This window comes from Streptomyces sp. MK37H, from assembly GCF_018035285.1.
In the GTDB taxonomy this organism is placed as follows: Bacteria; Actinomycetota; Actinomycetes; order Streptomycetales; family Streptomycetaceae; genus Streptomyces; species Streptomyces endocoffeicus.
Map to the genome: position 1 here is coordinate 1 of NZ_JAAAYH010000286.1, position 11,952 is coordinate 11,952.

Consider the following 11,952-nt stretch of genomic DNA (forward strand, 5'->3'; position numbering starts at 1 on the left):
GGGAGGAACCGGCCCAGAAGCGGGACCGCGGCCAGGTCGCCGTCGTGCCGAAGGGCGCGCCGAACACCGGAGTGACGGCCGAGCCCTCCGAGTCGCCCGGGAACGAGGGCGCGCTGATCGGCGGAGGCGCCGCCGCGGTGCTCGCCGCGGGCGGCGCGGCGGTCCTCGTGGTCCGCCGCCGGCGGGCGACCGGGGCATGACCCCGTTCTCCAGGCGCGCCTTCGCCACCGCGGCGATGGCCTCGCTGCTCGCGGGCTGCGGCGGCCACCCGGCCCGGCAGACCACGGCCGCACCGCACTCCGGGAGGAGGCCACCGCCGACCCCCGTGAAGGCGGCGCGTCCCCTGGGACGTTCGGTCCCGGTCGGGCTGCGGATCCCGGCCATCGGCGTCGACACCCCGCTCATCCGGCTGGGGCTGGCGCCGGACGGGAGCGTGGCGGTGCCGCCGGTCACGGCGCACGACCGCGCGGGCTGGTACCGGCACTCGCCGACACCGGGGCAGCTCGGCCCGTCGGTCATCCTCGGCCATGTCACGGTCGGCGCCTACGGCGACGGGGTCTTCCGCCACCTGGCGCGGCTGCGCCGGGACGACCGGGTCGAGGCGCGCCTGGAGAACGGCACGGCGGCACAGTTCGCCGTCAGCGCCGTACGGACCGTCGCCAAGGCGGACTTCCCGGCGGACGAGGTCTACGGGAACGTGGACCGCCCGGAGCTGCGGCTGATCACCTGTGGCGGCCCCCGCTCCGGCGACGGCTACCTCGACAACGTGATCGTCTTCGCCACGCTGACGTCCGCCGGCCCCTGACCCACCCGCGGATCCCGGGCCCACGGAACCCACACCGGCGGCCCGGGATCCTTCTCTTCGAAGTGCCCTCACGGCCGAGTGCCGTCACGACCATGGAGTGCGTTGAAACGGTCCCGTGACAGGGCGGCGTCCGAGCTGTTCGCCGCTCTCTACCCGCGCCTGGCCGGCTGGTGCCGCCGTCTCGTCGACGACGACGAGACGGCCCATGAGATCGCCTCCGAGGCGTTCACCCGGCTCTGGGCCCGCTGGACGTCCGTGGAGGAGCCCCGCGGCTTCCTCTACGTCACCGCGGCCAATCTCGTCCGGGACCACTGGCGCAAGGTGGAGCGCGAGCGCAGGGCCATGCGCCGTGCCACCACGGAAGCCGCCGTCCGCCCCCACACCGAACAGTCCGACCCGTCGGTGCGCCTGCTCGTGCAGTCGCTGCCGGAACGGCTGCGCGTCCCGATCCTGCTGCACTACTACGCTGACATGCCGATCCGGGAGGTGTCCGTACTGACCGGGCGCAAGGAAGGAACCGTCAAGGCCGACCTCCACGCGGCCCGGGAACTGCTCCGCGTCCACCTGAGGAGAAGCCTTGACCCCACGCTTTGAGGACGGCCCGGAGCACAACGGCCCGGAGCCGGAGCACCTCGGCCCCGACCGGGAGCCCGACGACCCCCTCGCGGTGATCCTGCGGCCCCCGTCCGACTACCTCGGCCCGCCGCCCGGGCGATACGAGGCGATCCGCCGTGCCGCGACCCGCCGCAAGCTGCTCCGCACCGCGGCCGGGGTCGGTGTGTCCTGCGCCGTGGCCGCTCTCATCGCGCTGCCGCTCCGCGCGACGGCACCCGGGCCACCCGCGCGCCCGACGGTCCCGCTCGCCCCGCCGCCCGCGACCGGCCGTACGACGCCCCCGCTTCCGTCGGTTTCCGGCGGTCCCTCGGCGTCGCCCAGCCCCTCGGCGCCGTCCGAGTCCGCCGGTCAGCGCCCCAGCCGCAGGCCCGGGAGCGACACGTCCAGCCCCCGGGACGGCGCGAAGGTGCCCACCCGCGGACAGTCGGCGGCGCCGAGTTCCTCGGAGCGGGTCGTTCCGTCGGAGGTCCGGAGGGACGCCGTCACCACCCCCGGAACAACGCGACGGCCGTAGGCGGACCCGGCCGCCTACGGCCCTGTCGCGCTACGCCTTCGAACCGATGCCGGTCAGCGACCGCACTTCCATCTCCGCCTGCTTCTTGGGGTCGGCGGGCTCCTTGCTGAAGACCGTGCCGAGGAAGCCGCAGAGGAAGGAGAGCGGAATGGACACCAGACCGGGGTTGGTGAGCGGGAACCAGTGGAAGTCCACGCCCTTGATGATGGATGTGGAGCTGCCCGAGATGGCGGGGGAGAAGATGATGAGCACCAGGCCGGACACCAGCCCGCCGTAGATGCTCCACAGCGTCCCGGTCGTGTTGAAACGCTTCCAGAACAGCGTGTAGAGGATCGTCGGCAGATTGGCGGACGCGGCGAGCGCCAGGGCCAGCGACACCAGGAACGCGACGTTCTGGCCGTTGGTGACGATGCCGCCGAGGATGGCCAGGAAGCCGATCACGAGCGCCGTCAGACGGGCGACCCGGATCTCGGACCGCGGATCGGCCTTTCCGCTCCGGATCACATTGGCGTACACGTCATGGGCGAACGAGGCCGAGGCGGCCAGGGTCAGCCCGGCCACCACCGCCAGGATCGTCGCGAAGGCCACCGCGGAGACGATGCCCAGGAGCATCGCACCGCCGATCTCGAAGGCGAGCAGGGGAGCGGCGGAGTTCTCGCCGCCGGGCGCGTTCACGATCTCGTCCGAACCGACCAGCGCGGTGGCCCCGTACCCGACGAGCAGGATCGACAGATAGAAGATGAACATCGACCAGGAGCACCACACCACCGAGCGCCGGGCCTCCTTGGCGTCCGGCACGGTGTAGAAGCGCATCAGCACGTGCGGCAGGCTGGAGATGCCGAGGACCAGCGCCAGGGAGAGCGAGACGAAGTCGAGCTGGTCCATCGCGTTCTTGCCGTACCAGCCACCCGGGTTGAGCAGTTCGCCGCCCAGCGGGCTGTTCTGCGACGCCTGGTCGAGGATCGCCGAGAAGCTGAAGCCGAACTTGCCGAGCAGGAACACGCTCATGAAGGTCACGCAGATCAGCAGCAGGCCCGCCTTGATGATCTGCACCCAGGTGGTGCCCTTCATGCCGCCCACCAGGACGTAGAAGACCATCACGAGGCCGACGCCGGTGATGATGAGGGCCTGCCCGCCCTTGCTGTGCACATTGAGCAGCAGGGCGATCAGACCACCCGCGCCGGCCATCTGGGCGAGCATGTAGAAGAACGTGATCACCAGGGTGGCGTTGGCCGCCGCCGCGCGCACCGGGCGCTGCTTCATGCGGAAGGCCATCACATCGCCGACCGTGAACCGCCCGGTGTTGCGCAGCCGTTCACCGACGAGCAGCAGGGCGACCAGCCAGGCCACGAGCCACCCCACGGAGTAGAGGAAGCCGTCGTAGCCGTGGACGGCGATCGCCCCCGAGATGCCGAGGAAGGAGGCCGCGGAGAGGAAGTCGCCGGAGAGGGCGATGCCGTTCTGGACGCCGCTGAAGGCGCTGCCCGCGGCGTAGTAGTCGGAGGTGGTCGAATTTCTGTTGGTGGCCTTGTAGACGACGAACAGCGTGATGACGACGAAAGCGAAGAAGACGCTCAGGTTGATTATCGGGCTGCCGGTCGTGCGGGCTGCGATCTGCACTGTCATTCCTTGCCGACTCCCGCCAGCTCGTGGATCGTGTCCACCTGGGGATCAAGTTTCTTGCGCGCGAAGCGCCGGTATGTCAGGACTATCGCCATGGTCGTCACGAACTGCAGCAGACCGAAAACGGTGCCGGTGTTGACCGCGCCGAACAGCTTGCGGCTCATGAAGTCGTGGTCGTAGGCCGAGAAGAGAACGAAGGTCATGTACCAGCACAAGAAGAACGTGCTCATCGGGAAGATGAACCAGAGCAGTCTCTTGCGCAGGAGTTTGAACTCCGGGCTCTGCTGGATCGCCTCGAAGTCGGGCTCCCCGATGTCGTCACCGCGATCGGCGAACCCCGTTCCGGTGGCCCGCTCGGATGGCAAGGAAGCGGGTGATCGCACCGATTTATTCATGGTTTTCTCCGGGGTTTTTCTGACGAAAACGTCGGTTCGGGGGCGCCCGCGCTCGGGCGTCAGGGGAGGGCAACCGGCGGGCCCTTGACGCGGCAAGTGTAGTAAGGCGCCGGACGCAGTCAACGTGGCACCCTGCTCCTCACCGGCGCAGGTGGGCACATGTCAGGGTGTGCATGCGGCTTCGGTGCCATCTCGAATATGACGGGAGAGGTCGCTGAACCAATACTTTGTCTCACCTTCCCGTGTTGTCCAATTTTGACTTGGTGTCAGGTTAACGATGGGCGCCCAGGGTTGCGCCTTGAGGACATTTCGGCACCCGGCGTTGTGTCCCAAGTGTCGCCACTGGTAGAACCTCCCCTCGGGTAGAACGTCCCATCGTGCGCGAGCATGAGTGTGGTGAGCATGCCGCCTGGGCAGCGCGTCTGCCGTTGGCATATGACGGCAGCTCCCGGCTCGCCACTCCCTCCCCCGAGGTGTTTGGATAGGTCAAGTAACGCAGTCTGCGGGGGTGTTCCCAAGAAGCCGGAGGTAGGTTGATCTGTGGGTTTCCTCGACCGCTCTCGCATCGTCGCAGGCGCGGGCTGGAATCGTTGGCTGATTCCTCCGGCGGCGCTTGCGATCCACTTCTCCATCGGCCAGGCGTACGCCTGGAGTGTCTTTAAGATTCCCCTGGAAGATTCCCTAGACATCTCGGGAACGGCTAGTGCCCTCCCGTTCCAGATCGGCATTCTGGTGCTCGGGCTCTCCGCCGCGTTCGGGGGAACGCTGGTGGAGCGAAAAGGGCCGCGCTGGGCCATGTTCGTGTCGCTCGTCGCCTTCTCGACCGGCTTCCTGGTCGCCGCGCTCGGCGTTGCCACGCGCAATTACTGGCTGGTCGTTCTCGGCTATGGCGGCATCGGCGGAGTCGGCCTCGGTATCGGGTACATCGCGCCGGTGTCCACCTTGATGAAGTGGTTCCCGGACCGGCCCGGTATGGCCACCGGTACGGCGATCATGGGTTTCGGCGGCGGCGCGCTGATCGCCTCCCCCTGGTCGACGGAGATGCTCAAGGCGTTCGGCAGTGACACCAGCGGCATCGCCAAGACGTTCCTGGTGCACGGCCTGGCCTACGCCGTGTTCATGTCGCTGGGCGTGGTGCTGGTGAGGGTGCCGCCGGAGGGCTGGCGGCCGGCCGGCTGGACGCCCCGCGTAGACGCGGGCAAGCGGCTCGTCACCACCGCGAACGTATCGGCCAGGAACGCGGTGCGGACGCCGCAGTTCTGGCTGCTCTGGGTCGTGCTGTGCATGAACGTTACTGCTGGTATCGGGATCCTGGAGAAGGCCGCCCCGATGATCCAGGACTTCTTCCACGACACGGCGAGTCCGGTGAGCGCGAGCGCCGCCACCGGGTTTGTCGCGCTGCTGTCCCTGGCCAACATGGCCGGTCGCTTCGTGTGGTCCTCGGTCTCCGACGTGGTCGGCCGGAAGAACATCTACCGGCTGTACCTGGGCGCCGGTGCCCTGCTCTACCTCACCATCATGCTCGAGAAGGACAGCAGCACCGCGCTGTTCGTCGCCTCGACGATGGTGATCCTGTCGTTCTACGGCGGTGGATTCGCCACCGTTCCGGCCTACCTCAAGGACCTGTTCGGCACCTATCAGGTGGGCGCGATCCACGGCCGGCTGCTGACCGCGTGGTCGGTCGCCGGAGTCGCCGGACCGCTCATCGTGGATTCCATCGCGGATTCCGCACATGAGGACGGGCGCTCCGGCCCCGCCCTCTACACCTTCTCGTTCTCGCTGATGATGGGTCTGCTCGTCATCGGCTTCATCGCGAACGAGCTGGTACGTCCGGTGAATCCGAAGTTCCATGAGCCGGAGCCGGCGGCCCGGGAGGAGTCGGCGCCGCCGGAGGAAACCCCCGATCCCATTCCGGCAGAGAGGCGGTAAACCGGTGACTGACGCAGACGGCCCTTCGCCGGACGCGACCAAGACGGGTTCTCCCGTGGTGATGGTCGTGGCATGGCTGTGGGTGGCGGTGCCGTTTCTGTACGGCCTCTATCAACTGGCGGAGAAAAGCAGCAAGTTGTTCGAGTAAAGGCAGGCGCGCCGGCGCATCGCCGAAGCGATGGGCCGGCGCGCTGCCGGGCGTTCGACTTTCCCCATCCGGGGAAATCCCAGGAGAAACGGCATCGTGATACATCCCTGTGGGCAAGCCGGTCCGAGCGCGGAGCGCGCCTCATGACCCCGGGCAGGCATGCGGCCGCGCGCGACCGCTCGCCGTCGTGGCGGGCCGGTGTCATGGAGTGGCGGAACTGGCGGCTGCCGGTGAAGCTGGGTGCCGTTCTGGTGGTGCCCGCTCTGCTCGCCGTGGCCTTGGGCGTCGTGCAGATCCAGCGCGACGTCGAGCGCGCCAACACGTACGCGGACGTGCAGCGGCTGGTCAAGCTGCGCGGTGGACTGAGGCCGTTGATCGGCGATCTGCAGATGGAGCGCACCCTGTCGGCCGAGCGGCTGGGCGGCGGTGGGTCCGCCGATCCGGCCATGCTCCGGCAGCAGACCCAGCGCGTCGACCGCGCTCGGGCCGCCGTAACCCGCACCACGAAGCGGACCCACGGTCTGAAGGGGGTTTCGGCCAACCGCTACCGTGACGCGTCCAAACTCCTGGACGGGCTGCCCGACCTGCGCGAGCGGGTGACATCCAAGGACCTGGGCTCATGGACCGCGGTGACCGAGTACAGCAAGGTCATCAACAGTCTGCTCGACCTGGACCAGGCGCTGGGCAGCGGATTCGGTGACGCCCAGCTGTCCGGACCGGCCAGCGCGCTGTACGACCTGGAGATGGTCCAGGAGCAGGTCCACCTCCAGCATGTGATCGTCATGGTGGCGCCCGAGCCCGGCACGCTGGAGGACCCCAAGCTCATCAGGGCACTCCAGGAGTCCGACATCCGCATGCGGGACAAGCTGAGCGACTTCCGCGCCGTGGCCACCGCGGGGGACCAGCGCGCCTACGACCGCACGGTCACCGGCCCGGAGGTCGAACGGCGCACCAAGCTGCTGGACGGCGTGCTGTCCCGGGCGGGCTCGCTGAACGCCGGGCGGAACGCCGCGGGCGCCCCGCCGTTCTCCAACCGCACCTGGCACCGCAGTTCGGAGGCGCACGGAAGCCTCATCGACACGGTGGAGAAGCGGCTCGCCGACCGGCTCCGCGTGACCTCCGCCAAGCTCCAGGACGAGACCAGCGACCGGGCCGGTGCGGAGTCCGTGCTGCTCTTCGCCGTGCTCCTGCTCGCCTTCGCCATCGGCATCGCCATCGCCCGCCATCTGCTGCGGTCGCTGACCGTACTGCGCTCCACCGCGCTCGACGTGGCCGAGCACCGGCTCCCCGAAGCGGTGTCCAGCATCCGCGAGGGCGAGGCGTCCAGCACCGCGATCAGCGCCGTGCCGGTCCACACCACCGAGGAGTTCGGGCAGCTCGCGAGGGCGTTCGACGCGGTGCACGGTCAGGCCGTGCGCCTGGCGGCCGAACAGGCCGCGCTCCGCGGCGATCTGCGCGACACCCTGGTCAACCTCTCCCGGCGCAGCCAGAGCCTGGTGGACCGGCTGCTGCGCCTGATGGAGCAGCTCGAATCGCACGAAGAGGACCCGGACCAGTTGGCCAGCCTCTTCAAGCTGGACCACCTGGCGACCCGAATGCGCCGCAACAACGAGAACCTGATGGTCCTGTGCGGCAGCACCCCGGTCCGTCCCTCCGAGCAGCGGGTGCAGCTGGACAGTGTGCTGCGCGCCGCGGTCTCCGAGATCGAGCACTACCAGCGGGTGGTGGTGGAGCCCGTTCCCACCGCCGAGGTGATCGGGTACGCTGCCGGTGACCTGGCACGAATGATCGCTGAGCTGCTGGACAACGCCACCGCGTTCTCCCCGCCGGAGGCCCAGGTGACCGTCAGCAATACACTACGGCTGGACGGTTCCGCACTGATCGAGGTCCGCGACGAGGGATTTGGGATGAGCGGTGCCGAATTGGCCAAGGCTCATCGGCGCGTAGCGGGGGACGCATCCGTGGAGGTACCTACGTCCCGGCAGATGGGTCTGACCGTCGTCGGTCGGCTGGCCCGTCGCCACGGCGTGAAGGTGGAGCTGATCTCGGAGCGGGACACCGGTGGCGGACTGCGCGCGGGTGTGCTGGTACCGGCCAGGCTGATGCTCGGGGACAAGCCCGCCATCGCGGGCCGGGAGAGCTCGCTGCCCACCCGGAAGACCTCCGCCAAGACGTCCGAGTCGGCGCGACCGCACCGTGAGCTCGGCGGCGCCCCGGCGGCACCTCTGCCGCGCCGCGTGCCCGACGGCGCCCGCTCGCTACGCGCCGGTGATGCCCCGGCCGCGTCCGAGCACGCGGGCCGCTCCCTGCCGGCCCGCCCCAGCTCCTCGCGGGCGTTCACGGATCCCCAGCAGCCCGGCGGACTGCCGCGCCGGAACCCCGCCAAGCCCGGTCACCCCGTCAAGCCGGGCCATCCCGCCCCGGTCGGCGAGGGCACTCCGGTCGGCGAGGGCACCCCGGTCGGCGACGGCGCACCGGAGAAGACCGGCCCCCTGTCCGGTGACGGCGGCACGCCCGCGGACCGCCGTACCGCACGGCCGCCGGGGCGGCCCGCGGTGCCCCCGCAGCGTTCGCGCCCGACCGCCCCGGACGACGCCCCCGACACCCCCTCGCCATGGTTCGCGTCGCCCGAGACGGCACCGGCGGGCTCCCACGGCGAGGAGCCGCCCGACGGCCGGAAGCCGGCGGACCTTTCAGCGTCCGCCGCCTCCCGGCGGCCCGACCCCGCTCCGCCCGGATCCCCCGACGAGAGCCGGCCGGACCCCGCGGACGAGCCCGGCCAGATCGTCCACGAGCGGCCCGGTGCCGCGGAGGCGGGCGGCGTCACCCAGGCCGGGCTGCCCCGGCGGGTGCCGCGCCAGGGCCAGGCGGCGGACCGGGACAAGCCGCGCGCCACCGGAGAGCGGCCCGCGCCGCGCCGCGCCGGGGACGAGGCCGCCGCGCGGCGGAACGCCGGCCGCACCCATTCGTTCCTCAGCAATTACCAGTCGGGCATCCGGCGGGCTCAGCCCGACGGACGCGACGAGACATAAGGTCTCAGCGAAGATGGACAGGAAGAACCAATGACCTCACCCCAGCTGCGGGAGGTGAGCCAGTTCGGATGGCTGGTCACCAACTTCACCGAGCGTGTGCCCAATGTGGCGTGCGCCGTGGTGGTCTCGGCCGACGGGCTGTTGCTCACCGCGTCGGAAGGGTTGGCGGCCGATCGGGCCGAGCAGGTCGCCACCATTGCCGCCGGGGCCATCAGTCTGATCCAGGGCGCTGCCCAGTGCCTGGATACTGGTGATGTGCGGTCCTCCGTGATCCAGATGGAGCTCGGGAACATGCTCCTGATGTCGATCAAGGACGGCTCGTGCCTCGTGGTGCTGGCGGCGCCGGACTGCGAGATCGGTCAGGTGGCGTACGAGATGACGGTACTGGTCGATCAGGTCGGCGAATTGCTGACCCCGGAACTCCGCGCCGAGCTGCAGGAATTGAACCTGCGGGCGGTCAAGCGGACAGCAGCCCAATAGGCCGGACGGGGAGATGATGAGCACCGGTGAAGGCCCTTCCGGGCAGGGACCTGGGAGAGAACAGGGGGCGGAGGACGAACAGACCTTCGCCGACGTGCTCAACGCCTTCAGCTTCGGCAAAGGGCGACGCGGGCGGAAGCCATCCCGGTCCGACGGGGCGCCGGAGGGCGCCCGGTCCCGCCGCCGGGGCGGGGACGCCCGGCCCGAGGAGCCCGGGGAACCCTTCCCGCGGGGGTCGTCGGAGCCGGAGCGGCCGGGTGTCTGGGATGCGGAGCACGACGGGAGCCAGGGCCCGGCCTCGCTGGTGCGCGCCTACTCGTGGACGGGCGGCCGGACCAGGTCCGACCATCACTTCGAGGTCGAGACCCTGGTGACCACCACCGAGCTGGGCCAACGCTCGATGGACACCCTGCAGGCGGATCACCGCCCGGTGATCATGCTGTGCCAGGAGCCGCGGTCGGTGGCCGAGGTGGCGGCCATGCTCTCGGTGCCGCTGGGGGTGGCCAAGGTGCTGCTCGGCGACATGGCCGAGCACGGCCTGATCACTGTCCACCGGACGGCTTCCACGGAGGGCGACGTACCGGACGTCGCCCTGATGGAGCGCGTGCTGGTGGGGCTTCGGCGGATCTAGGGCCCTTCTGCCGGACCTCCGCGGCGTCGCGACGCCCGGCACGCCCTCTCGCCGCACCGCGCGAAAACCCAAGTAGCTCCGCTACGAGGGCTTCCGCGCGGCACGCCGAGAGCACGCACCGGACGCCGCTCCTTCTTCCACGGAGATCCGTCAGAAGGACCCTAGCGCCTCCGCCGCGCGGGAACCGACAGGTTCCCGCGCGGCGATATGTCCGCTTCTGCGTGCGATGCCCACCGAAGACCGCCCACTCGCTGATTGCTTGTGCGCGTTCGATGCCAACACTGAGCAGTTTCACGCTCTTGACGTGATTCGGTCTGATCGGTTTACTCCCTGGCACGCCGATGTCGAATCCTCGGCGGCAGAGGTACGCCCAGCCGGTATGCGGCTCCGCCGTGAGTCCGGCCCGAGTCGCCAGGTCGCTCTCCGTGACCGAGGCGGGGCCGTGCCCTCGGATCATGGAGCTCTCAGCGATGAGCCTGAACCGTTCGCGTATCCCTCCCCCTGTGCGCGGCGGTCCGTCCCGGCGTGGGGTGCTGCGTGGCGGCGGGGCGATGGCGCTCGGTGGCGCCATGGGTGCCGCCGTGGCGGGATGCGGGACGGGCCTGGGGGTGGATTCCCACGGAACCGTGCACATCGAGGTGTGGCACGGGCAGACCAGCACCGCCCTGCGAGCGGTCAAGCGGCTCGTGGCCGACTTCCACCGCGGCCACCCGAAGATACGGATCGACCTGAGCGGCGGCGTGCTGGCGGACGACATGCTGCAGAAGGTGATGGCCGGTCTCGTCGCCGGATCCCCGCCCGATGTCGCCTACATCTTCGGCTCCGACCTGGCCAGCGTCGCCAGAAGCCCCCAACTGGCGGATCTGACGACGGTCGTGGAATCCGGGCAGGTGCCGTGGAAGCAGTACTGGCCCGCCGCCCGGGAGGGCGTCACGGTCGACGGTGTGGTCCGTGCGGTGCCCGCGGTGCTGGACTCGCTCGCCGTGGTGTGCAACAAGACCCTCTTCCACCGGGCGGGGCTGGAGCTGCCCGGCCCCGGCTGGACGTGGCGGGACTTCATCGAGACGGCCAGGAAGCTGACCGACCGCGGCAGGGGCACGTTCGGCACCGGCTGGCCCGCCGCGGGTGACGAGGACACGGTGTGGCGGATGTGGCCCATGATCTGGGATCTGGGCGGCGAGGTCATCGCCGAGGGCAAGCGGGAGATCGGGTTCGCGGGTGAACCCGGGGTCCGGTCCCTCGAGGTGCTCGCGGCACTCGCCAAGGACAGAAGTGTCTACGTCGATCCCAAACCCGGTGGCGAGCAGATGTACCAGGCGTTCGCCGCCGGCCGGCTGGGCATGGTCGCCACCGGCCCCTGGCAACTGCCCGACATCCGCCAGGCGAAGATCGACTATCAGGTCGTCCCGCTGCCCGGCTTCAGCGGCCGGTCGGTGACCATCTCCGGCCCCGACACCTGGAGCGTGTTCGACAACGGCTCCGCGCGGCTGAAGGCCGCCCGCACGTTCGTCGGCTGGCTGATGGAGCCCGAGCCTGCGTATCGGTGGGACACCCAGGTGGGCAGCCTGCCGCAGAGCCGGCCGGCCGAGCGCCGCCCGCAGTGGCGGGCGTACGCGGCCGAGGTGCCCGGTCTGCCGGTGTTCACCAAGGTGCTGGAGATCGCCCGGGTACGCCCCGTCGACCGGGCCTACCCCAAGATCTCCATGCCGTTCGGCGAGGCCATCACCGCCGTCCTGCTCGGCAAGAGCACACCGGCGAAGGCCCTGCGGCGGTGCGCCGA

General features: G+C 70.1%; 11 protein-coding genes and 1 pseudogene. 10 read left to right on the forward strand and 2 right to left on the reverse strand.

Features of this window, described 5'->3' with window-relative positions; translation table 11 throughout:
- The 4 genes and pseudogenes from GWI24_RS30680 to GWI24_RS30695 form a co-directional block, all read left to right on the forward strand.
- A pseudogene (locus GWI24_RS30680) lies at positions 1-200 on the forward strand (sortase-dependent protein); the annotation flags it as partial.
- Complete coding sequence (locus GWI24_RS30685; RefSeq protein ID WP_210949137.1) at positions 197-805, forward strand: class F sortase; 609 nt, start codon at positions 197-199, stop codon at positions 803-805. The pseudogene GWI24_RS30680 and the gene GWI24_RS30685, both read left to right, overlap by 4 nt.
- A 102-nt stretch (positions 806-907) precedes the next feature.
- Positions 908-1,399 (forward strand): RNA polymerase sigma factor, encoded by a 492-nt coding sequence (locus GWI24_RS30690; RefSeq protein ID WP_020866784.1) that lies wholly within the window; start codon positions 908-910, stop codon positions 1,397-1,399.
- Positions 1,383-1,934 (forward strand): hypothetical protein, encoded by a 552-nt coding sequence (locus GWI24_RS30695; RefSeq protein WP_247617097.1) that lies wholly within the window; start codon positions 1,383-1,385, stop codon positions 1,932-1,934. Before GWI24_RS30690 ends, GWI24_RS30695 begins: the two co-directional genes overlap by 17 nt.
- Before the next feature lie 30 nt (positions 1,935-1,964).
- Here the strand turns inward: GWI24_RS30695 and GWI24_RS30700 are convergent, their stop codons facing one another.
- Positions 1,965-3,560: a cation acetate symporter gene (locus GWI24_RS30700; protein ID WP_210949138.1), complete on the reverse strand. Its 1,596-nt coding sequence runs from the start codon at positions 3,558-3,560 to the stop codon at positions 1,965-1,967.
- Positions 3,557-3,952 carry a DUF485 domain-containing protein gene (locus tag GWI24_RS30705; protein WP_210949139.1) on the reverse strand — a complete coding sequence of 132 codons (396 nt, stop codon included), beginning with the start codon at positions 3,950-3,952 and terminating at the stop codon, positions 3,557-3,559. Before GWI24_RS30705 ends, GWI24_RS30700 begins: the two co-directional genes overlap by 4 nt.
- A 540-nt stretch (positions 3,953-4,492) precedes the next feature.
- Between GWI24_RS30705 and GWI24_RS30710 the strand changes: the two genes are divergently transcribed.
- The 6 genes from GWI24_RS30710 to GWI24_RS30735 form a co-directional block, all read left to right on the forward strand.
- Positions 4,493-5,881: an OFA family MFS transporter gene (locus GWI24_RS30710; protein ID WP_210949140.1), complete on the forward strand. Its 1,389-nt coding sequence runs from the start codon at positions 4,493-4,495 to the stop codon at positions 5,879-5,881.
- A 4-nt stretch (positions 5,882-5,885) separates the two neighbouring features.
- Positions 5,886-6,029 (forward strand): hypothetical protein, encoded by a 144-nt coding sequence (locus tag GWI24_RS30715; protein WP_210949146.1) that lies wholly within the window; start codon positions 5,886-5,888, stop codon positions 6,027-6,029.
- A gap of 143 nt (positions 6,030-6,172) precedes the next feature.
- The gene (locus GWI24_RS30720; protein ID WP_210949141.1) at positions 6,173-9,061 is read left to right on the forward strand and encodes a nitrate- and nitrite sensing domain-containing protein; all 2,889 of its coding nucleotides are present in this window, start codon (positions 6,173-6,175) and stop codon (positions 9,059-9,061) included.
- Positions 9,062-9,091: 30 nt separating this feature from the next.
- Positions 9,092-9,541 carry a roadblock/LC7 domain-containing protein gene (locus GWI24_RS30725; RefSeq protein ID WP_210949142.1) on the forward strand — a complete coding sequence of 150 codons (450 nt, stop codon included), beginning with the start codon at positions 9,092-9,094 and terminating at the stop codon, positions 9,539-9,541.
- A 94-nt stretch (positions 9,542-9,635) separates the two neighbouring features.
- Positions 9,636-10,172, forward strand: a complete 537-nt coding sequence (locus GWI24_RS30730) for a DUF742 domain-containing protein (RefSeq protein WP_308344141.1) — start codon at positions 9,636-9,638, stop codon at positions 10,170-10,172.
- Between the two features lie 470 nt (positions 10,173-10,642).
- Positions 10,643-11,952 (forward strand): ABC transporter substrate-binding protein (locus GWI24_RS30735; RefSeq protein WP_210949144.1); only part of this gene is annotated, 1,310 nt, incomplete at its 3' end.

What these genes read in the sequence shown, in the direction of transcription:
- GWI24_RS30685 (WP_210949137.1), top strand. Translation starts at nt 197, where the DNA reads ATGACCCCGTTCTCCAGGCGCGCCTTCGCCACCGCGGCGATGGCCTCG.
- GWI24_RS30700 (WP_210949138.1), bottom strand. Translation starts at nt 3,560, where the DNA reads ATGACAGTGCAGATCGCAGCCCGCACGACCGGCAGCCCGATAATCAAC.
- GWI24_RS30705 (WP_210949139.1), bottom strand. Translation starts at nt 3,952, where the DNA reads ATGAATAAATCGGTGCGATCACCCGCTTCCTTGCCATCCGAGCGGGCC.
- GWI24_RS30720 (WP_210949141.1), top strand. Translation starts at nt 6,173, where the DNA reads ATGACCCCGGGCAGGCATGCGGCCGCGCGCGACCGCTCGCCGTCGTGG.
- GWI24_RS30725 (WP_210949142.1), top strand. Translation starts at nt 9,092, where the DNA reads ATGACCTCACCCCAGCTGCGGGAGGTGAGCCAGTTCGGATGGCTGGTC.